This is a genomic window from Sporofaciens sp. JLR.KK001 (assembly GCF_036941055.1).
Lineage (GTDB): Bacteria > Bacillota > Clostridia > Lachnospirales > Lachnospiraceae > Sporofaciens.
In genome coordinates, this window is the sequence record NZ_JAYMNO010000001.1 from 4,461,721 (window position 1) to 4,481,489 (window position 19,769).

Annotated in this window: 21 protein-coding genes and 1 pseudogene; 3 read left to right on the top strand and 19 right to left on the bottom strand. The window is 41.4% G+C overall.

From position 1 onward, the window contains the following. Positions 1-2 precede the first annotated feature (2 nt). From opp4C to VSQ62_RS22675, 3 genes are all read right to left on the bottom strand, one after another. Positions 3-911 carry an oligopeptide ABC transporter permease gene (opp4C, locus tag VSQ62_RS22665; RefSeq protein WP_334637009.1) on the bottom strand — a complete coding sequence of 303 codons (909 nt, stop codon included), beginning with the start codon at positions 909-911 and terminating at the stop codon, positions 3-5. After that, a complete protein-coding gene (locus tag VSQ62_RS22670) occupies positions 908-1,885 on the bottom strand; it encodes an ABC transporter permease (protein WP_334637010.1) in 978 nt (325 codons plus the stop codon). The genes opp4C and VSQ62_RS22670 overlap by 4 nt, the downstream gene beginning before the upstream one ends. A 92-nt stretch (positions 1,886-1,977) precedes the next feature. After that, positions 1,978-3,642, bottom strand: a complete 1,665-nt coding sequence (locus VSQ62_RS22675) for an ABC transporter substrate-binding protein (RefSeq protein ID WP_334637011.1) — start codon at positions 3,640-3,642, stop codon at positions 1,978-1,980. Between the two features lie 209 nt (positions 3,643-3,851). Between VSQ62_RS22675 and VSQ62_RS22680 the strand changes: the two genes are divergently transcribed. Then, the gene (locus VSQ62_RS22680) at positions 3,852-4,364 is read left to right on the top strand and encodes a MarR family transcriptional regulator (RefSeq protein WP_334637013.1); all 513 of its coding nucleotides are present in this window, start codon (positions 3,852-3,854) and stop codon (positions 4,362-4,364) included. A gap of 39 nt (positions 4,365-4,403) precedes the next feature. Here the strand turns inward: VSQ62_RS22680 and VSQ62_RS22685 are convergent, their stop codons facing one another. The 6 genes from VSQ62_RS22685 to VSQ62_RS22710 form a co-directional block, all read right to left on the bottom strand. After that, positions 4,404-5,255 carry a M55 family metallopeptidase gene (locus VSQ62_RS22685; protein ID WP_334637014.1) on the bottom strand — a complete coding sequence of 284 codons (852 nt, stop codon included), beginning with the start codon at positions 5,253-5,255 and terminating at the stop codon, positions 4,404-4,406. Between the two features lie 99 nt (positions 5,256-5,354). Then, the gene (locus tag VSQ62_RS22690; RefSeq protein WP_334637015.1) at positions 5,355-5,756 is read right to left on the bottom strand and encodes an HI0074 family nucleotidyltransferase substrate-binding subunit; all 402 of its coding nucleotides are present in this window, start codon (positions 5,754-5,756) and stop codon (positions 5,355-5,357) included. After that, positions 5,737-6,018 carry a nucleotidyltransferase family protein gene (locus tag VSQ62_RS22695; RefSeq protein WP_334637751.1) on the bottom strand — a complete coding sequence of 94 codons (282 nt, stop codon included), beginning with the start codon at positions 6,016-6,018 and terminating at the stop codon, positions 5,737-5,739. The genes VSQ62_RS22690 and VSQ62_RS22695 overlap by 20 nt, the downstream gene beginning before the upstream one ends. Positions 6,019-6,089: 71 nt before the next feature. Further along, complete coding sequence (locus VSQ62_RS22700; RefSeq protein ID WP_334637017.1) at positions 6,090-6,764, bottom strand: Crp/Fnr family transcriptional regulator; 675 nt, start codon at positions 6,762-6,764, stop codon at positions 6,090-6,092. 28 nt (positions 6,765-6,792) lie between these two features. Then, on the bottom strand, positions 6,793-7,632 hold the full coding sequence (locus tag VSQ62_RS22705) for a YitT family protein (protein WP_502957779.1): 840 nt from the start codon (positions 7,630-7,632) through the stop codon (positions 6,793-6,795). Between the two features lie 320 nt (positions 7,633-7,952). Beyond that, positions 7,953-8,378, bottom strand: a complete 426-nt coding sequence (locus VSQ62_RS22710; protein ID WP_334637019.1) for a hypothetical protein — start codon at positions 8,376-8,378, stop codon at positions 7,953-7,955. Between the two features lie 303 nt (positions 8,379-8,681). On the opposite strand from VSQ62_RS22710, the gene VSQ62_RS22715 reads away from it, so the two are divergent. Then, the gene (locus tag VSQ62_RS22715) at positions 8,682-9,398 is read left to right on the top strand and encodes a DUF3879 family protein (protein ID WP_334637020.1); all 717 of its coding nucleotides are present in this window, start codon (positions 8,682-8,684) and stop codon (positions 9,396-9,398) included. Between the two features lie 153 nt (positions 9,399-9,551). On the opposite strand, the gene VSQ62_RS22720 is transcribed toward VSQ62_RS22715, so the two are convergent. The 4 genes and pseudogenes from VSQ62_RS22720 to VSQ62_RS22735 form a co-directional block, all read right to left on the bottom strand. Next, the gene (locus VSQ62_RS22720) at positions 9,552-10,376 is read right to left on the bottom strand and encodes an AraC family transcriptional regulator (protein WP_334637021.1); all 825 of its coding nucleotides are present in this window, start codon (positions 10,374-10,376) and stop codon (positions 9,552-9,554) included. A gap of 98 nt (positions 10,377-10,474) precedes the next feature. Beyond that, the gene (locus VSQ62_RS22725) at positions 10,475-10,708 is read right to left on the bottom strand and encodes a helix-turn-helix domain-containing protein (protein ID WP_334637022.1); all 234 of its coding nucleotides are present in this window, start codon (positions 10,706-10,708) and stop codon (positions 10,475-10,477) included. 304 nt (positions 10,709-11,012) lie between these two features. Next, positions 11,013-11,162, bottom strand: coding sequence for a VOC family protein (locus VSQ62_RS22730; protein ID WP_334637024.1), 150 nt, complete (start codon positions 11,160-11,162; stop codon positions 11,013-11,015). 365 nt (positions 11,163-11,527) lie between these two features. Then, positions 11,528-13,570: pseudogene (locus VSQ62_RS22735) on the bottom strand (type I restriction endonuclease subunit R); the annotation flags it as partial. A 250-nt stretch (positions 13,571-13,820) separates the two neighbouring features. Here VSQ62_RS22735 and VSQ62_RS22740 point away from each other — a divergent pair. Continuing rightward, on the top strand, positions 13,821-14,060 hold the full coding sequence (locus VSQ62_RS22740) for a DUF6061 family protein (RefSeq protein WP_334637025.1): 240 nt from the start codon (positions 13,821-13,823) through the stop codon (positions 14,058-14,060). A gap of 168 nt (positions 14,061-14,228) precedes the next feature. On the opposite strand, the gene VSQ62_RS22745 is transcribed toward VSQ62_RS22740, so the two are convergent. From VSQ62_RS22745 to pstC, 6 genes are all read right to left on the bottom strand, one after another. Next, on the bottom strand, positions 14,229-15,884 hold the full coding sequence (locus VSQ62_RS22745; RefSeq protein ID WP_334637027.1) for a sensor histidine kinase: 1,656 nt from the start codon (positions 15,882-15,884) through the stop codon (positions 14,229-14,231). Next, complete coding sequence (locus VSQ62_RS22750; RefSeq protein ID WP_334637029.1) at positions 15,881-16,555, bottom strand: winged helix-turn-helix domain-containing protein; 675 nt, start codon at positions 16,553-16,555, stop codon at positions 15,881-15,883. The genes VSQ62_RS22745 and VSQ62_RS22750 overlap by 4 nt, the downstream gene beginning before the upstream one ends. Positions 16,556-16,638: 83 nt before the next feature. Beyond that, the gene (gene phoU, locus VSQ62_RS22755; RefSeq protein ID WP_004071611.1) at positions 16,639-17,280 is read right to left on the bottom strand and encodes a phosphate signaling complex protein PhoU; all 642 of its coding nucleotides are present in this window, start codon (positions 17,278-17,280) and stop codon (positions 16,639-16,641) included. After that, entirely contained in the window at positions 17,280-18,029 is a 750-nt protein-coding gene (gene pstB / locus VSQ62_RS22760) for a phosphate ABC transporter ATP-binding protein PstB (RefSeq protein ID WP_004071609.1), read from the bottom strand. The genes phoU and pstB overlap by 1 nt, the downstream gene beginning before the upstream one ends. Beyond that, positions 18,022-18,888: a phosphate ABC transporter permease PstA gene (gene pstA / locus VSQ62_RS22765; protein WP_016221935.1), complete on the bottom strand. Its 867-nt coding sequence runs from the start codon at positions 18,886-18,888 to the stop codon at positions 18,022-18,024. The genes pstB and pstA overlap by 8 nt, the downstream gene beginning before the upstream one ends. After that, positions 18,889-19,737 (bottom strand): phosphate ABC transporter permease subunit PstC, encoded by an 849-nt coding sequence (gene pstC / locus VSQ62_RS22770; protein WP_334637030.1) that lies wholly within the window; start codon positions 19,735-19,737, stop codon positions 18,889-18,891. Positions 19,738-19,769: the final 32 nt, after the last annotated feature.

The following is a 19,769-nucleotide window of genomic DNA, read 5'->3' on the forward strand; positions in this document are numbered from 1 at the left end:
TTCTATTCACCTGCCTTTGGAGTCATTGCTTTGCGAAGGCCTTCGCCTATATAATTGATAGATAGGATCACGATAATGATACAAAGTCCCGGCGGAACCCATCTCCACCATTCGTTGATAAGAGTATTCATACTCTGAGCTGACGAGAGCATATTGCCCCAGCTTGGCTGCGGAATCTTCACTCCCAGATTCAGGAAGCTTAAGGATGCCTCTGACATAATCGCCCCTGCCACAGACAGTGTTGCCGAGACGATGATCGGCGAGATGACATTCGGCAGAATATGCCGAAACATAATCTCACCAGAACTAAGCCCAAGTGACTTTGCCGCCATAATAAAATCATTTTCCTTAATAGACAGAATCTCTGCACGCACCATCCGGCACAGGCTTGGCCATCCAAGAAACCCAAGTATAATGATCGTATTGCGAAGCCCGGGACCTAAAATCGCTGCCAGACATACCGCTATAATATAAAATGGAAAACACATGAATACATCCGCGACACGCATAATAAATGAATCAACCCATTTCCCAAAATACCCTGCAAAAGACCCCAGTACAATTCCGAAAAACAACTGCAACGCCGTTGCACAGACCGCAACCGCCATCGAAACACGCCCACCGTATACCAGCCTGCTGAACACATCCCTGCCATAATCGTCAGTTCCCAGGATATGCCCTTCTCCGGGCGCCTTGCGGATCATACTTTTATCAATCGTTTCCGGCTTATACTCACAGATAACAGGCGCCGCCAAGACAATACATAGGACTGCCAGAATGACAATACACCCAAACACCGCCCATCTATCCCTGCAAAATCTCTTTATAGTCAATTGGCCAAATGACAGATGCTCCGCTGATAGCTCTTTGCGGCCGTGCATTTGGCACAAACGCATCCATAACTTTTTCATGACTGTTTTACACCTCCCAAACGAATCCGCGGGTCAGCAACCATATATAAGATATCTGCCAGCAGGTTCGTCATCAGAATAATAATAGCCAGCATAGCTGCGATGGCAATAATAATGGAATATTCTCTTCCCATAATAGAGTTGTAATTCAGCATCCCGATTCCCGGCCACACGAATACGGTCTCTGTAAACAACGCACCAGATACAATCACCGGAAGCCTCATGCAGAATATCGTGATCATCGGAAGAAGCGCATTCTTAACCCCGTGCCGCAGTATTGCCTGTTTCCTGGTAAGCCCTTTTGCCCTTGCCGTCCGCACATAATCCTGGCCTATGACTTCCAGCAAGGACGATCTTGTGTAACGCAGCATACTGGATGTCTGAGTCAGCGTCAGAATAGAGACCGGAAGTATCATATGCAGAATAGAATCTTGGATACATGCCCATCCTGTCAGATTGCCGGTCAGGGAATGCAGTCCCGAAACCGGAAGCAGCTGAAGATCATACCCAAAGAATTTCACACAGGTCAGAGCAAGAAAAAACGTGGGAATCGATACTTCTAAAAAAGTCAAAAGTGTTACAGCCTTATCAAAAAAACGATTCACATGGATCGCTGAATAAATTCCAAACAGTACCGCGATCAATGTACTGAATAAAAAAGAAGGGATCGTGATCAGAAATGTATTCTTCATCGCTGCCCATACTTGAGGCGCCGCCGGTCTGCCGTCCGAGGTGAATCCCATATCTCCCCTTAAGATCCGGGATACCCACTTAATATACTGGATCGGTACCGGATCATTAAGGCCCAGCTTCTCCTGCTGCTGTTCAATATACTCCGGCGGAATGCTGGGATCCAGCATCAGACCGGAAAACGGATCGCCCGGCATCGCCATCATCATCCCAAATATCAATATCGTAACCCCTACAAAGATCGCAGCGTATACGCCTAATCTCTTACATATATAACGTCTCATATGTTTTGTCCGTTCTCCTTTGTCATGAAAGCTGATATGGAAAAAGAAGGTGATGCTTTATTCCCACATCACCTTCCCAAATATCCGATTATCTATTCTGCCATCTTCCACTCATGAATATGGTAGAAATTGTTAAAGGATCCTGCTCCATAATTTTCTATTGTATCTCTGTATGCATATGCTTTCTCCTGACAAAACAGAGACATGCGCGTTGTCGGAGCTGTCACCAAATATTCTGCCGCCTCCTTATATAACTCACACCGTTTGTCCTGATCAAGCTCTTCCGCTGCTTCGGCAATCAGATCATAGGCTTCCTGTGACTCCGCAAATGAATCGATATATCCAAACGCATACAAATCCGGATCAACACTGTCAACACCATTTCCCATCAAATACGCCTCATAAGCAGCCGGATCCTTCATGATCTTCATCAAACTTGGGAAATCTGTACCCGTCAGTTCAATATTAAGTCCGAATTCTTTCGCTTCTTCCTGTAATACTACCGCAAACTGTTCTCTACATGTAAGACCCGTCGGATAGACCAACCGGAATGTATATGGATTCCCATCCGGATCCTCCACGAATCCATCATCATTCACATCCTTATATCCGCCGTCTTCCAATGCTTTTTTCGCTGCATCGATATCTGCATCCGGATATTCTACATCCTTTGGGAATGCCCAACTTCCTGAACTGATCAGAATCGGAGCCGGATCCGCTCTTCCTTCCATATAATTCTCAATGAATCCCTTCACATCCATTCCATAGCGGATTGCCTGTTTTACAGCTTCCGGTGTCCCGCCATCCTCTGATGCACTGAAGACAATCGCCTGAACGAGATCATATGGGAAATATTTGATATCAAAACCCTCATTATCAATCTGATCTAATTCTGCCTGCAGAAGATTGGTAACTGCTGCAATATCAACATTGCCCGTCTTAAGCTCCGTTGTAATGGAATCTGCATTCGTAACACGGAAAATGAAATACTTGGTTGCCACATCGCCCAAGAAGAAATTATCACTTGCTTCCAGCTTCACATATTGATCTTCTACAAGTTCAATCACATGATATGGACCGCATCCTACCGTATTCTCACCCAAAAGTTCTCTCGTGTTCTCTATTTCCGCATAAGGAACATCTTTCCAGATATGTTCCGGAGCAATCCCTGTCTCTCCGATAAAAGATAATGCTTTAGGGAAATACTTTGTTAATGTGAATTCGATCGTGTTCTCATCAATGACCTTGACACCTTCAATCGAATCTGCTTTCCCTTCCCGATACTCATCCGCGCCCTTGATCATCGTGGTCTGGTCTGTCCATCTCTCATCCGTCGGATCGCTCATATATGTAAACGTAAACGCAACATCATCTGCCGTAACCTTCTCCCCGTCACTAAAATAGGCATTGTCATGCAGATGGAATGTAATCACCGTACCATCCTCTGATACTTCATGACTCTCTGCCAGATAATCCTCCAGATTCCCCTCTGCATCTGGAATCAATAATGATGCATGAACAACATCCATTACTGATGTATTATAATCACTCTCAGACAGCACCGGTACAAAATTACCGGTCGGTGTTGCATCGAGTGAATACACGATCGTATCTTTATAAGTTGTCTCCCCAGCCGTCTCTGTTCCTATAACTCCATCTGTACCTTTGCTCTCGTCTGTACTGTTCCCCCCGCATCCGGCAAGCATACTGCCCGTCATTGCCAGCATACAGATTACTGCTGCAATTTTTCGTTTCATTACTTTCATTTCCTCCTCGTACATATATCTTTTAAATAGGATACTCTATTTTATTAACTTAATCAACATTTTATTGTTAATTAAGTTAATAGTTTTTTTATATATATCTGAACTTATATAAGAATTTTCTATATAGGCTTATTGATACTTTATATTCTTTATAGTACAATATATATCATCTCATTTGTAACGTCTAAATAGGAGAAAACATGAACAATCCTGAAGATTATACTGATTACATCAAAGCATACCGTATGTTAGATGATTACACTATTACATGCTCTCCATGGAATAAAGGACAGCACGACTACGGAAATGGACACGTAATGAATTTTACCGAAGCACACACACTTCAATATATTATCGAACATCCTGGTCTTATTGTCTCAGATATTGCAGATTACTGGGGATTCACACTTTGTGCCGCCTCGAAGATCGTCTCAAACCTTCATGTAAAGGGATTGATTAAAAAGGAAAAGGAAGATGGGAATCTGAAAAATCTATATTTGATTCCTACAGAGTTAGGATTGGAATGTGACCGTTTACACCAGGAATTCGACAGGAAATACTATTCGACTCTGATAGACAGTCTTTCTGCGCTGCATTCCAAAGAAGAGCTGGATATCTTTTTCCGGGTAATGCCTTCATACATTAACTGCGGACGCCAGATCATGGCCAAAAGAGGAGTATTACATAGAACAACTAATAAAACAGGCAGCTAACCTCTGCCTGTTTTATTTTCCAACTATTTAAATACATTTTTAGCACTTGTCAAACGGATACTGCGCCATCGCAATCGTTCCTATAGAAAAGAGCGCATCATAAACTTCTACATAATTATCCAATTCCATCACTACATTCCTGCCCTGCTGTGTTACACCCGGCATTCCTGCCGAAGCATCTGCCATCGGCCGATATGTAAAATCAACTTCCAGACGATAGGGTCCTTGAATACAATATACCGGTATCTTTGAGATATCCTTCTCCAGTACCTTCTTAACTCCCTCGATCGTTTCTCTTCTTACCAACGACTTAGCTTTATATTTTGCCGCCATTCTGCTGATTGATTCTTTTGTCGTCACATACTCCACGTGCGGCAGCATCTTATCTCCATGCAACTGCTTTTTCAAACCGGTATCTCCGATCACAAGTCCCACCGGCACATGATAATATCCCGCATATGCCGCACTCAATGTACTCTCATTCATGTAAACATCATTGATCGTTACATTATAATAAGTATACCCATTCACCGTATGCTCCATATTCCCGGCCGGATCCCCAATCCCGCAATGATACCCTACCAAAAATACAATGTCATAACTCTCATCCAATCCGCACATCATATAATGCGGACGCGGCGAACCGCTGATAAGCGTGATCCTCTCATCCATCTCAGTGAGATCATAGCTTAGATTCCTTCCATATCCATGTGAATCTGAGATGGTGATCTCTTCAATCTCCCCATTGCGCCCACTTTGCTGAATTCCCTCGATCACCCATTCTACTTGTTGTTCATAGGCTTTGCGAAAACGTACATTATCATCCGTCTCCTGTCTCGTACTGCATATGCCTGCCATCCCCTCCATGTCTACAGAAATATAAATCTTCATCCGTTTCGATCCTCCTCATTTTTATATATGATGATAGCACTTTTTATTAACTTAATCAATATTATCATAAAAATGATCGGAATCATGAAATGCGAAGTATCAGGAATAATATTTCTCTACATTGCCCTTCAATCTTACAAATAACGGATAATATACTTGAATAATATCCTGAAACTTCTCCGCAGCAAAAGTTCCGTCATAATCATGCGCCAACTGATTTCTTACCCGAAGCATCTGCATCCACTGATCATTATCAATAATACCATTCGTAAAAGCCTGCTGCAATGTCTCACGCGGTGATCCAATTGCGAAACCAAGAATCTCCAGTTTTTTTATCAATATATCCTTCATCACTTTCCAGGATATATCAAAAGTAAGGTTATAGTTTAAAACGGTTCCTTCCAATACAAAATCCGCTTTCGGATCAGCATTCAGACTTTTCTCCAAATTTTTTAGACTTTTACAAAATGTATTGTACCGATTAATATATCTGTTTTCCATATTTTTTTATATCCTCCAACAAAAATTCATTGTTAATACTATCATAATCAAAGATATCTATCTTTCGGAGTGTATCAATCTGCAATATATCTTTCTCCAAATGAAATATATCCTTGCACCCGTAAACAACGAAATCAATATCACTCGTCGGTGTCGCTGTTCCTGTTGCAAAGGAACCAAACAAATCCAGTCTCTTCACTCCATTTGCCTTACATATCGTCTCAACCTTAACAATCAAATCTGAAATCGGCATTACATTCATCACCCATTTTTCTCCCTTACATCTCATTCAGCATGCCGCCATAAATTTTTAACGGCGTCGTGGTTTCCTCATCAGAACGTCAATTTACGCAGACGCTTCTTATCAAGAATCCTGATACCGCCCCGGGAAACCTCTACAATCCCTTCATTGGCGAAATATTTCAGCATTCTTGACACGACTTCACGGGCAGATCCCATATAGAGGGCGATCTGCCCGTGAGTCAACCTGATCGTATCTGAACCCGTCCTTGAGGATTCATCAGAAAGGAAAATAGCAAGCCTTTTATCCATACTCATAAAAAGGATCTGCTGCATCACCCACATCACATCCGAGAACCGCCCGACAGCAGTCTCCAGGGCAAATATCTTAATATCCGGATTGCGCTTCGCAACCGCCGCAAACGCAGGCCCGCTGATCACATAACATTCACTGTCCTCTTCAACATCCAGGAACACTTCAAAAGTAATCGCCTCTAATACACAAGAAGCAGACAACATACACATATCCCCGCTGTGCAGCCGGTAAAGCGTGATCTCCTTCCCCTCATCCGACATCATGTAAAGTCTGATGCTTCCTGACCGGACAATGATCACACCGGAACATTCACTGCCGTCATGAATATTCTTCCCTTTGGGATATGTAACCATGTAAGAATTCTGGCAGATATATTCTCTGTCTGCTTCCGGTATTCTATCCCAGAAAGGAAATATTTCCTTGTAAGCATGCTCTAATATTCCTCTTCCCATTCCGTGTCCCTCCGCTAATGCCTTCGTTTTAACTTCTGCTATTCTTAGGAATATAACGCATATCACTTACATTATAGACCGTAATGAATGCCGACGGATCCTCCTTGATCACATACTGCATCAATTTCTGGTATTCATTCTTATCAACGATTGTGATGATCTCCGTCTGGGTTGTTCCGCCATATGCCCCCTCTGCCTGATAGATCGTCGCCCCGCTCTTCAAGGTATACAATATCCAATCACGGATCTGCTTCTCCTTATCCTTAGAAATAATACAGACTCTTCTCTTAATATTCTGCCCGAATATAAAATGATCCAGCACCATACCATTCAGATATGTTCCCAGAACACTCAGCACCACCGTCTTCGAATCATACACCAACGCTGAACTAAGCGCCACCAGCATACCGCTTAAACTCATCGCCTTACCAAGATCTATATGCAGATATCTGTTCAAGATCTTTGCCACGATATCCAATCCCCCAGAGGAAGCATTCATGTTAAACAGAATACTAAGACCGATACTCACCGTAAAGATATAGCAGGCCACATCAAGCACAGCATCCCCGGACAGTGATCCATTATTCGGTAACAGAATCTCAAAAATACCGATAAACACAGGAAGCAGAATGGATGTGTATACTGTCTTGAATCCAAATTCATGCCCGCAAAGTAAGAAACCGGCTATCAGCAAGACTACATTCAAGATCATCGTGATCGCTGATACGGTCAACGGTATAAAATTCGACAATACGATCGCCAAACCCGACACCGAACTGACCGCCGCGTGACTTGGGATCAGGAAGAAAAATACTGCTGCCGCAATAATCAAAGTAGCAATTGTCATTACAAATAATTCTCGTATCATTCTCTTCATCTCTTATAATATCTCCATTCTTCAATTGACAGAGGACTTTCTTTTCATTATACAAGACAACCCATAAAAAATCATCCATTATTTACATCAAAACTTGATCGAAACGGCCAGTTGGATAATGATACTGAGATACTAAACGAATTTTCCCCCGAAGAATAAAGTAATCGGCATTTCATAGCTGGATACGCATAATAGATATAAAAAACCAAGGAGTATCCATTTATGAACAGATTATTTTCTATTATTGTCATTAACTACTCCCTAACGGCGGGTATCAGGTCCACGTTTCCCAACAATCTTGAAATACAGCATCAGTAGCCCCAGGTCATTAGATTCCACTCCCCGCTGTCAGCACGGGCAAGCCACCACTCCCAATTCGTATATTCTGAATCTGCGTCCCATGCATCACCACCGTCTTTTGGCGAATGAAAATCACTGACAAACTCTATACACTGAGTAAATTCAATGTTTTCATCTCCAAGGTTGTTCATCCATTCTATATTTTTTTCACTATTACATTCATCTGCCGTATAGCTGATACTATGTAGTTCACATCCTTCCCAAGTGGAAAACTCTTTTTCAATAAGTTCTATTGCCGCATCCATATCTGACTTTGAGTAGATGTCAGATTTGCCATAGTCAATAGCGACATTTTTCGTATCTTTCGTATCTTTACCACAAGCAGCCAATCCGAAAGCCATTATTGCTGCAACAAAAAATACAAATCCCTTTTTCATATTTACCTCCATAACTTTTGATTTTACATACAAAAGTATAGCGCAAAGTCAACCAGATTTCCACTAAAGAAATACATAAAATCGGTGTAAATATCAATCTTTCTTGTTTTCAAGATATAAATATATTATGCTTTTTTACAACATGAAAACAATAGAGGAATATCTCGACAAATATATGCCTGTCGTTGGATGAGATAGAAATGGATCAATTTCCCAAAATTTTCTTAAAATATTCTGCTAAATTGCCGATGTAATAATAAAGTGCATAGACAAAAAGAATTTATATTTAAGGAGGATTGCGTTATGTCAATGGTTGTAGGTTATAAGCCTTACACAGGTGCAATTAATACAAACAGCGTGCGATACAAACGTGCCAAAGCAATGTATGACGAAGGGAATCCCAACGGAGAAGCACCTAAATCTGCTGCGAAAGTTAAGGCTGAAAAAGATCTGCAAGACCTGAAAATGCTTAAGCAGATGCTTGGACTAAAGGATGATGATCTTGATTTTAAATTTAAAAATCCACTTGAAGCAGACGAAGAAACATTTATTCGTAATTATATGGGACTTTTTGATGAGGACGGTGATTTCGTAAATCCTTATGGTGTAGCGGGAATGGACATTACAGGTAAAGATCCGTCCGAATTCCACAAAATAATAGATGTTTCCGAAACTGCCCGGCAAGACATGTTTGATGAGACAAAGCGCCATTTCATACTAGAAAAAGGAATCGCCAATGGCGATACAACAAAACGTACTGAAGTTTTTACGCGCTATCAGTTAAGCGTTGAAAAATCCGATCGGTTAAGCGGTACATGGACGCTTGGGCAATATGAGCGAATGTATACAAAAGCATTTTTCGAAGCTGTAAGAGAAGCAGACCCAAACTGGCAGCTTGGGCAGCCATTTGATACAAGCATTGTGCGCAACATTACCCGCGAAGATGTAGAAAATCGCATTGTAAAAGGCAACAGCGAATTTTCATTAAGCCCGAGGCCATCTTTAGATATTACGGTATAATCTATAAAACAGATAACCGTCAAGCCCACAAAGGGGTAGATGACAGCTGCGCAGGGGAAAGGGGAGCTTCCTCTGCGCCGATCAAAGCAGAGGAAGTTCCCGGCCATATTACTATTTGCCTTTAATTTCTAAGGGGAATCAACACTCAATTTATCAATTCTTTTCTATAGGTATCCAGATTTCGCTGTAATTCATATCTTTCGTATACATCTCAATATTATAATTACCTGCAAGCCTGTATGTCTTACAGGATGGCAGCCACTCGCTCCATATTCTTGTGTTCACATCCTGTAAAGATTTCGGCAATGTTCCATGACAAGGAAATACTGCCCATGTCCCGGCTGGAATTACTCTTATTTCTAATCCCTCAGGAACTTCGCTTTCTGGACTGTAATTATCAGCTATCAGATACTCAAAGTTCTGCCCCTCACTGTCCATGCAGATTCCATACCTTCCGCATATGATCTTCCCATTCTCGCTTTTCATATGCTCCTGCCAAAACTCAGGTATTTTTTGATATGAAGTCTCTGAATTGAATTTACGGGAAACTCCCATAACCGTGAACTGTTCTTTTTCCGCAATTTTGTACTCTAACATAGTACCACCCTCCAATGTAAGTTTTATTTTCAGCGGAGCAACAGAATTCAGACTGCGGTTCTTTTCTCTTGCCTGTGAAGGCGTTACCCCATGAAACTTAGTGAATGCTTTTGCAAAGCTGTCAGGCGAACTGTACCCATACTTCAGTGCAGCATCAAGTACCCTGATATCGGTTGAACAAAGTTCCTGAGCAGCCAGTGTCAGACGGCGATTTTTAATGTACTCCCCAACTGTAAATCCACATAATACATGAAATATTTTTTGAAAGTAAAAGCTTGACACAAATGCTTTGCTTGCGATTTCATTTACATCAATATCCTCGGTCAGATGATCTTCAATGTAACAAATTGCATTGCGTATACCGTCATTCCAACTGTTCATGAGCAGTATTCTCCTTCCCGTTCCGCTGTGATTATATTGTACAACTGAATACTAAAACTTTCCCGATATTTTCTGCTCTCTGGTGCGGGATGGCTTCATTATAGTACAACATGCTCAATCAAATCTTCCATTGTGCAGCCTAAAACCTTAGCAAGGCTATATACTTTATCTACACTTGCTTTGTTGATGTTTTTGTTTCGCTGTTCATACATTTGAATCGAACGAAGGCTGACACCGGAACGTTCCGATAACTCTGCCTGAGTGACTCCGTATGCTGTGCGAATACGTTTTAAATTGGTTTCAGAAAAATACTCCTTTATTTTTGAATCCACAATGTCAATAAAGCAAGCTGTTCTACAGAAATACCATCGTTAAGGAATGTCTCTGCGTAATCAAAATAAGAATCATCCGCACAGTAAGCTGTAATCAAATCATAGGCATTTACATTAACGCTGAAAAACTGATTTATCTTATATGTAGCTCACCGGCAGATTTCCCTCTGGATCTGATACATAAAAATTACGAACCCCGAAAGGGTAAGTGATGGGCTCTCCTGTCGGAAATTGCACATTCAACTTCAACAGGCGTTCATATTCCGGATCCACATCAGAGAAACTAGGCAGCTAGAGGGCAATCTCAAAAGTCACCGCTTGCCGTTTCAAAATCTGCAAACGAACCGCCATTCCATTGAGTTTGAAAGCCCAGTATATCTCTATAAAACCGGACCATGTTATCTATGTTACCAACCAGTAAACTCACACCTACACGCACTTTTTTTCCATTCATTATCATTATCTCCTCTATACTACAACTCTGAATTTATCAACTTTGTATACCCTTCTTTACAAATTCAACAACTTTTCCAACTCATCTATTTCCTTACCAGTCTTCCTCTCGATTTCACGAATATCAGTACACTAACTCCATTATACGCTGACATAACGAAAAAGTATAACTTTGCTGCTAATTACATTAATTTGAGTCTTCCCGAATCAAGAAATTCAGATTCTATTGAAGTATTTTTAGAAATAATTTATTTAGCTCTCCCCACTTAATTGCTTTTTATATGCCATGTTCTATCACTACCTCTTTTTTGATCAAACCATGTAATCATCTTCGAGCACATACATTCGTTAAGTTCATATTTCCTTCTACGCTGCCGCATTGGCATTTATTGTATCTATAACCTTCCGAATTCCCATCCACACGTTCAAATCAGTGAATATCTCAACCACACTTCCCCGATCCGTAAATGGCGGTTCCTGGAGAACAGTAAAATCTTTCATCATTCCATTATGAACAATATATTCCACGATCTGATTCACAAAATAAATCTGTCTGCTGTCAAGACTTGTATTTGTCAGATACTCCGAGAATGCTTCCTTGGCAGCATTCATGTCCAATCCCACAATCTCACGGACAAACTCACCAAGCGGTTTAGTGCCAAATTCCTGTTCATAATCCTGCTTCGTGCCTACTTCACATCATAGAACTTCTTCTAACGCCGCAACATCTGCCGGCGTCAGAGGTTGATTTGTCTTTAATTTGGCAATTGCAATATTATCCTGATGTTGCTTGATATAATATTCTGCCTTCGCCTTGTAATTCAATTTCAAATTAAAAATAGCCCCTTGAAGTGCAATCCTGTTAGCTGCAGCCTTTCCTTTATTCATTCGGAAAAATTCAAAGTTTCCGTAGAAATCAAAAATATAAAATCTCTGCTTATCTTCGCCGTCAAGCAAACCAGAACAAAGCCTTGTACCCCGTCCAATCATCTGCCAGAATTTTGCTTTACTCATCACCTTTTTAAAAAATACTAAGTTCAAAACTTCCGGCACATCAATACCCGTATCTAACATGTCTACAGAAATTGCAATCTGAGGCATCTTCTTTGGATCAGAAAACTCATCAATGGCGCTCTGCGCGTAAGTCATATAATTATCTATTACTTTCGCATAATCCGGGAGACGAGGATACTCTTTGTTGTAAACTTCCAGTATCTTCTCAGCATGATCATGATTCTTTGCAAAAATAATTGTCTTACCAAGCTTCTGTCCATAATCAATCTTAATGCCCTCGGTCATCAATATATTTAAAACTTGTTTTATCGTGTCCTCATTGAATATCCACGTGTTAAGAGCAGACGAACCTATAGAATCGGGCAAGTCCCCATGTTCATCCTCAAAAGTTTCCTCATATGCCCTCTTATCTTCTTCTGATAATTCATCATACACAATTCCCTGCTCTATAAACTTAAGCTTCGATTCAACAGAAACATAGTCAACAAGATATCCGTCTTTCACAGCCTGCGCCAAATCATATCCAAATGTGGGAACACCGTTCTCTAATTCAAAGATCTCATATGTATTCTTGTCGATTTCATCCTTCGGCGTAGCGGTAAGACCAATCAACGGCGCATCAAAATAGGAAAAAATATCTTTGTACTTGTTATAAATAGATCTATGCGCCTCGTCGCATATCACAAGGTCAAAATGTCCGCATGTAAATAGTTTTCCTTCACTATCGCTTACCGTATCAATACAATTCATCATCGTCTGATAAGTCGAGAAAACACAGTGTGCATTATAGTGATCCTTTTCTTCAACAAGATTTGTACACGATAAATTCGGCAGCATATTCACAAAACTTCTTTTCGCCTGTGTGACAAGTGAATTCCGATCGGCAAGAAACAGAATATTCTTTATCCAGCCGGCTTTCAACAAGCAATCGCACAATGCGATCACCGTTCTTGTCTTTCCAGAGCCGGTTACCATAACAAGCAGGGCTTTCCTGCGGTTCTTCTCATCTAAACTATCACATACCGCTTTTACAGCAGATTCCTGATAATATCGTCCGGCAATGTTCTTATCCACAGCAACATGCTTAAGACTTGTCCTCATAGTCAATAAATTGAACCATTTCTCCAAGTCTCTTTTTGAATAAATAACCGAACATTTTCTCTCAGGATATTGCCCGTCAATAATATGTGTTTCAAATCCATTTGTAAGGAAAATGACTGGTCTTCTTTTATATTTTTGTTCCAGTAAATCCGCATAAAGCTTCGCCTGCTGTCTTCCCTTCGAAACATCCACACAGGTTCTCTTAGCTTCAATAACCGCCAATGGACGATGCATATCATCATAAAGGACATAATCAGCAAAACCAACTCCTGATTGTGATTTGATGTTTTTTAAGGGAAATATTAGCTGTTATATTTTGTTATTAAAATCTCGGCTAACCCTTGAAAATACTAAGTTTATCGCAGATGAGCTTTCCCTTATTGTTTCCCTTGTATTATATCTTCCCACAGGGCATTACGAACCCTGATAAGGGAAAAAATAAGGGAAACAAAATCACATAAAACATTATAACACAAAATATACGGGAATTGGTAAACTGATTGAAATGCATTCAAAAAATCAATGAAAAGAGGACAGATTAAATATGAATATGATTTGTGCAACATACAATATCCTCCATAACAGCATTGACGTATACACTTATGCAGGTTATTTCTTGCGGATAGACTGTAATAAAGCGGAAGAAGGATTGAAAACTACTCCCTGCTCTAAATGTGCCTTAAATGCTCTGGCAATAGATGAGCCGCTTGAATACGCAAGACTGTATCTTGAAGGGAATATGCAAATGTGGATGGATGCGGAGGATTCATTGGAATTATGGTAATGTCTATAATAATTGTTTTGATATGCTCAATATTTGTATAGTGTAGCTGTTTAATTAACAATTTGAAGCGGATTAACCGAACCGATAACTGCTGATTATGCATGTTATCGGTTCAGCTTTTTCTAATACATTCTTATGACAAAAGATAGTAAAAACAGTTCAAATTTTTTATTGGGGAAATGTTACAATAACCGTCGTGCCTTTTCCAGCATGGCTTTTTACATCAACTTTGGCATTATGGATTTTAGCAGCGTGTTTCACAATAGAAAGCCCAAGCCCGGTTCCCCCTACTGCCTTAGAATGGCTCTTATCAACACGATAGAAACGCTCAAAAATCCGCTCTTGATGTTCGGGGGCAATTCCTATCCCTGTATCCTCCACTGATAAAACTACCATGCCGTTTTCATTCTGTATGTTCACCATTACTTTTCCGTTTTCGTGATTATACTTAATCGCATTGTCACAAAGATTATAAATCACACTGTATAAAAGCTGGGGTATACCGTTAAGGGGAGCCGGAACGCCGGAAAGCTCCAATGCAACACATACGGTATCTGCCTCTGGCTCTAAGCTCTGTACCGCCTTTTCTGCCAATGTGTATAGGTCGATATTTTCTCTCTGCATATCGTCCGCACCTTCGTCAAGGTGCGAAAGACTGATAATGTCCTCCACAAGCCGTATCATTCGTCCGGCTTCATCATAAATCTTTCCGGCAAAGGGTATTTTATCATTCTCCTTTACCATATCGTTTTTCAAAAGCTCCGCATACCCGGAAATGGAGTGAAGCGGGGTTTTTAATTCATGGGACACATTAGCGGTAAATTCGCGCCGTATCTGTTCCGCTTTTTCTTTTTCTGTCACATTGAAAAAGAAAAGCGCGGCTCCTTTCACAATGTTTTCAGAAGTGATCGGGTCAGCGTCAATTTGATAGCTTTCTCCATGTAGCCGGATAATGTTTTCGCCCCGTTCTCCGTGCAAGGCTTTCGTAAGGATTTCCTGCAATTCAAGATTACGGCATAAGGACAGCATATCAGAACCGATACAGTCTGTGCCAGCGTCCAACAGTTTTCTTGCCGCAGGGTTTATACTGATAATTTTCCCTTTTTGATTTAGGAGAATCATGCCCTCATTCATGCTGCCGATAATCGTATTTAATTCATTCTCTTTTTGGAGAAGCTCGGCTTTCTGCCCCCGTAGCTGTCTTTGCTGGCTGTCAATACGCCGTAAAAAAGGGGAAAGCTCATCATAGCCCTCATTTGACAACGGATTATCAAGATCAATTTCATTTAATGGCTTTACTATTTTTTTTGAAACTTGAATAGCTAAAACAATGGAAAGAATCAGCGCGATCACAAATATAATGCAAATCGGCTGTGTCATACCTAAAAGGAGCGTCAAAATAGAATTTTGAGATATGGAAAGCCGTAATACAGTGCCATCATCAAGTTTCTGCGCGGAATAAAACGAACGCTCCATCAAAGTAGCAGAATACCGTTTACTTTCACCATAGCCCGAAGAAAGGGCTTCCCGCACTTCTTCCCGCTCTAAATGATTTTCCATTTCCGCAGTATCAGACGCACTATCAAAAATAACATTTCCCTCTGTATCAATCCATGATATACGATAATTTTTCACTTTCAAATCATGGAAATAATCAATGCCCTCATTTGTAACGCCCTGTGCGGCAAGGATTGTCTGCATTTTTAGCTGTGTCTGTTCAACATTTGAAAAGTATTCATACAGAACACCCATGAACAGGACAACAGACGCAAGAAAAACAGTCAATGCGACAAGGCAGATTGAACGAAAAATTCGTTTCGTCATACTTCCCCCTCCATTCGATACCCAACTCCCCGTACCGTTTCAATATAGCTCCCACATTCGCCTAATTTTGTTCGGAGTGTTCCAATGTGAACATCTACGGTTCGGGTTTCTCCTATGTAGTCAATGCCCCATATCATTTCAAGAAGCTGATCGCGTGTAAACACCCGTCCGGGGTTTTCCATAAAAGTATGGAGCAGCTTATGTTCTTTCAGTGTCAACTGAACCCGTTCGTTGTTTACAAGTACAATATATGTTTCCAAATTCAATTCTAAATTACCAAATTTTAGCTTTTTAGTTTCTTCTTTCGGACTTGTACGGCGCAATACCGCTTTCACACGGGAAATCATTTCCATCATGCCAAACGGCTTTGCAAGGTAATCATCAGCTCCCAAATCAAGCCCGGTTACTTTGTCGTATTCGGTTCCTTTGGCTGTCTCCATAATAACAGGAATATCCTCTGTCGTCCCCTGCATACGCAGCTTTTTCAATATGGAAATGCCATCTTCGCCGGGAAGCATTATATCAAGCATAATAAGCTGGGGTTTTTCTGTCTGCAAAGCGTCAAAAAGGGTGTCCGCGCCGTCAAAACCTTTTGCTTCAAATCCGGCAGAATTTAATGTGTATATCATCAGATCACGGATAGAGCTGTCGTCCTCAACACAATAAATCATGTAAATCTGCTCCTTTCTTTCCTGTGGCAATATTCCGAACTCAATCATACCATATTACCTATATTTCATCAATGGCGGTATGTTCACCCCTCTTTGTTCCCTGTGATTGAGAACAGAACCCATTTTGCAATATTGACCGCATGATCTCCGATACGTTCAAAATATTTTGCAATCATTAACAGGTCTATGGCATACTCACCGTCTGTTTCGGGCTTGCTGAAAAGTTCAATCAGCATTTTCTTCACCTTATCGAAAAAGGAATCCACCACATCATCATAATCTATCACGGCTTTCGCCATCTGCATATCCTTTTTCACAAAAGCGTCAATACTGTCCGTTACCATTTTAATGACAGCAACCGACATATCATGGATAACTTGTGTGTCGTCGGTGGCGTGGATATTGGCTAATGTGATAATTTCCGCTATGTCTGCGGATTGATCTCCGATTCTTGCCATATCTGTCACCATTTTCAGCGCGGACGATACAACCCTCAAATCTTTTGCCACGGGCTGCTGCTGTAAGAGTAGCTTTAGACACATAGTTTCAATTTCGCGCTCCTTGTGGTCTATCTGAACAGAGAGATCGGGAACAGCCTTTGCAAGCGCGGGATTCCCCTCTGTCAGAGCTTTTGCGGACATAGCAATCGCATTTTCACAAAAAGCCCCCATTGTAATCAACTCTTTATTTAATAAATCTAACTGTTCATCAAATTTTAGGCGCATTATCCAAACCTCCCCGTAATATAATCCTCTGTCCGCTTGTCCTGCGGCATGGAGAATAATTTTTCTGTTTCTCCAAACTCCACCATTTCCCCGAGCAGGAAAAACGCTGTCCTGTCGGAAATTCGGAGTGCTTGCTGCATATTATGTGTCACAATGACAATGGTATAGTCCTTTTTTAATTCTGCGGCAAGTTCCTCTACCTTTGCCGTAGAAATAGGGTCAAGTGCGCTGGTCGGTTCGTCCATCAACAAAACTTCCGGCTCCACTGCCAAAGCGCGGGCAATGCAAAGACGCTGCTGTTGACCGCCCGACATACCAAGCGCAGATTTTTTCAGCCTGTCTTTTACCTCGTCCCAAATTGCCGCCCCTTTTAAGGAACGCTCTACAATTTCGTCCAGCGCAGCTTTAGAACGGATACCATGCGTCCTTGCTCCAAAGGCAACATTGTCATAAATGCTCATAGGGAACGGATTCGGTTTTTGAAATACCATTCCCACACGTTTACGCAGTAGGTTAATATCCATATTTCCATAAATATCTTCACCGTCTAAACGGATAGTCCCTTTGATGTGACAGCCCTCCACCAAGTCATTCATTCGGTTCAATGTTTTTAATAATGTCGATTTACCGCAGCCCGACGGTCCGATCAGCGCGGTAATTTCGTGTTCCTTAAACGCCACATTTATTTTTTTCAAGGCTTGAAAGTTTCCGTAGAATAAATCCAAATCCTCAACCACGATTTTATCCATCTGTGTTTTTACCTCCTATCTTTTTTGCCACAAACCCAGAAAGTGCATTTATCAGAATGACAACAACCAATAATACAACCGCAGTTGCGTAAGTCTGCTTGATATACAGTCCCTCACCCGAAATAGAATACATATGGACGGATAAAGTTCTTGCCGACGAAAAAATACTTGTTGCTATTTCTGCAACGGTTCCGGAAGTAAAGATCAGTGCCGCCGATTCCCCGACGATACGCCCGATTCCAAGAATAACGCCGGACAAGATACCCGGAACGGCGCAGGGCAGGACAATAGAGAATACGGTTCGTAGCTTTCCGGCTCCAAGCCCGAAGCTGCCCTCGCGGTAACTGTCGGGAACGCTTCGCAAGGCTTCTTCTGTTGTCCGCATAATAAGCGGCAAAATCATAATGCTTAATGTCAAAGCCCCGGACAGCAAAGACAACCCCAGCCCAAGATATTTCACGAAGAAAAGGGAACCGAACAGCCCATAAACGATTGACGGAATCCCGGACAATGTTTCAGCGGTAATACCTACGATATGAACCAGCTTATTTCCCCGTCTTGCGTATTCTGTCAGATAAATTGCAGCACCAATTCCTACGGGAACCGCAAACAGCAGGGAAAGCAGCATAATGAACAGTGTATTGATAAGTGCTGGAAGCAGGGACACATTTTCTGTTGTATATTTGCTGTCAAATAAATCCAGCGTTAAATTTGGAATCCCTTTTATCAATATGTATGCAATAATAAAAATAAGCGCAAGCATTGTAATCAATGCTGCAAGGCATACAGAAAGAAAGAGAACAAAAGATTTAGGGTCGCGTCTGTATGCGCACCATTTCCGTTTCAATTTTCCAACCATTTATTTCACCCTCCTTTTGAACAGGGAGAGGGACAGATTGATAATGAGAATGAAAACAAACAGGACAACAGCCGTACCAATTAACGCTTCACGGTGTAAATCCGTAGAATATCCCATTTCCAATACAATGTTTGTGGTCAGTGTCCGAACGCCGGAAAGCATACTGTCCGGGATAACCGCTTGATTTCCGGCAACCATCATAACCGCCATTGTTTCACCGACTGCCCGCCCAAACCCTAATACAACCCCTGCAAAAATACCGCTCTTTGCTGCGGGAAGAACCGTAAAAAATACACTTCTTTCATGGGAAGCTCCAAGAGCAAGCCCTCCCTCATAGTAACTTTCCGGGACAGCCCGGATTGAAGTTTCCGAAACGCTGATAATGGTAGGTAAAATCATCAGCCCCAGCAGGACAGAAGCAGTAAGTACACTCATACCGCGCCCGCCAAAGGCTTCCCGAATAAAAGGCACTAAGACTACCAATCCAAAAAAACCGTACACAACCGACGGAATCCCCGCCATTAGATTAACAGCAGCTTTCAAAGGCGCATAGATACTTCTCGGAGCAAATCTTGCCATGAATACCGCTGTCAATATTCCAATCGGTACGCCAATAATCAATGCTCCGGCAGTTACATAGAAAGAGCCGACGATCATAGGGAGAATCCCATAGAGATTATTTGCGGGTTTCCAGCTTGTACCCAGCAAAAATTTGAAAACGCCTATTTCTTTTATTGCAGGGATACCGCTTGCAAACAGGAATATGCAGATTAGAATTACCGCTGCTATGGAAACAAGGGCTGTCAAGAAAAAAAGCAGTTTCATCACTTTTTCTTTTATATTCTTCATAATCATGCTCCTTATTGAAAAGGGGCGGCGGC

What these genes read in the sequence shown, in the direction of transcription:
- pstC (WP_334637030.1), bottom strand. Translation starts at nt 19,737, where the DNA reads ATGAAGAATATAAAAGAAAAAGTGATGAAACTGCTTTTTTTCTTGACA.
- VSQ62_RS22720 (WP_334637021.1), bottom strand. Translation starts at nt 10,376, where the DNA reads ATGAACAGTTGGAATGACGGTATACGCAATGCAATTTGTTACATTGAA.
- VSQ62_RS22680 (WP_334637013.1), top strand. Translation starts at nt 3,852, where the DNA reads ATGAACAATCCTGAAGATTATACTGATTACATCAAAGCATACCGTATG.
- VSQ62_RS22685 (WP_334637014.1), bottom strand. Translation starts at nt 5,255, where the DNA reads ATGAAGATTTATATTTCTGTAGACATGGAGGGGATGGCAGGCATATGC.
- pstA (WP_016221935.1), bottom strand. Translation starts at nt 18,888, where the DNA reads ATGGTTGGAAAATTGAAACGGAAATGGTGCGCATACAGACGCGACCCT.
- phoU (WP_004071611.1), bottom strand. Translation starts at nt 17,280, where the DNA reads ATGCGCCTAAAATTTGATGAACAGTTAGATTTATTAAATAAAGAGTTG.
- VSQ62_RS22715 (WP_334637020.1), top strand. Translation starts at nt 8,682, where the DNA reads ATGTCAATGGTTGTAGGTTATAAGCCTTACACAGGTGCAATTAATACA.
- VSQ62_RS22750 (WP_334637029.1), bottom strand. Translation starts at nt 16,555, where the DNA reads ATGATTTATTGTGTTGAGGACGACAGCTCTATCCGTGATCTGATGATA.
- pstB (WP_004071609.1), bottom strand. Translation starts at nt 18,029, where the DNA reads ATGGATAAAATCGTGGTTGAGGATTTGGATTTATTCTACGGAAACTTT.
- VSQ62_RS22675 (WP_334637011.1), bottom strand. Translation starts at nt 3,642, where the DNA reads ATGAAACGAAAAATTGCAGCAGTAATCTGTATGCTGGCAATGACGGGC.
- VSQ62_RS22710 (WP_334637019.1), bottom strand. Translation starts at nt 8,378, where the DNA reads ATGAAAAAGGGATTTGTATTTTTTGTTGCAGCAATAATGGCTTTCGGA.
- opp4C (WP_334637009.1), bottom strand. Translation starts at nt 911, where the DNA reads ATGAAAAAGTTATGGATGCGTTTGTGCCAAATGCACGGCCGCAAAGAG.
- VSQ62_RS22700 (WP_334637017.1), bottom strand. Translation starts at nt 6,764, where the DNA reads ATGGGAAGAGGAATATTAGAGCATGCTTACAAGGAAATATTTCCTTTC.
- VSQ62_RS22730 (WP_334637024.1), bottom strand. Translation starts at nt 11,162, where the DNA reads ATGAATGGAAAAAAAGTGCGTGTAGGTGTGAGTTTACTGGTTGGTAAC.
- VSQ62_RS22695 (WP_334637751.1), bottom strand. Translation starts at nt 6,018, where the DNA reads ATGAATGTAATGCCGATTTCAGATTTGATTGTTAAGGTTGAGACGATA.
- VSQ62_RS22690 (WP_334637015.1), bottom strand. Translation starts at nt 5,756, where the DNA reads ATGGAAAACAGATATATTAATCGGTACAATACATTTTGTAAAAGTCTA.
- VSQ62_RS22705 (WP_502957779.1), bottom strand. Translation starts at nt 7,632, where the DNA reads ATGATACGAGAATTATTTGTAATGACAATTGCTACTTTGATTATTGCG.
- VSQ62_RS22745 (WP_334637027.1), bottom strand. Translation starts at nt 15,884, where the DNA reads ATGACGAAACGAATTTTTCGTTCAATCTGCCTTGTCGCATTGACTGTT.
- VSQ62_RS22740 (WP_334637025.1), top strand. Translation starts at nt 13,821, where the DNA reads ATGAATATGATTTGTGCAACATACAATATCCTCCATAACAGCATTGAC.
- VSQ62_RS22670 (WP_334637010.1), bottom strand. Translation starts at nt 1,885, where the DNA reads ATGAGACGTTATATATGTAAGAGATTAGGCGTATACGCTGCGATCTTT.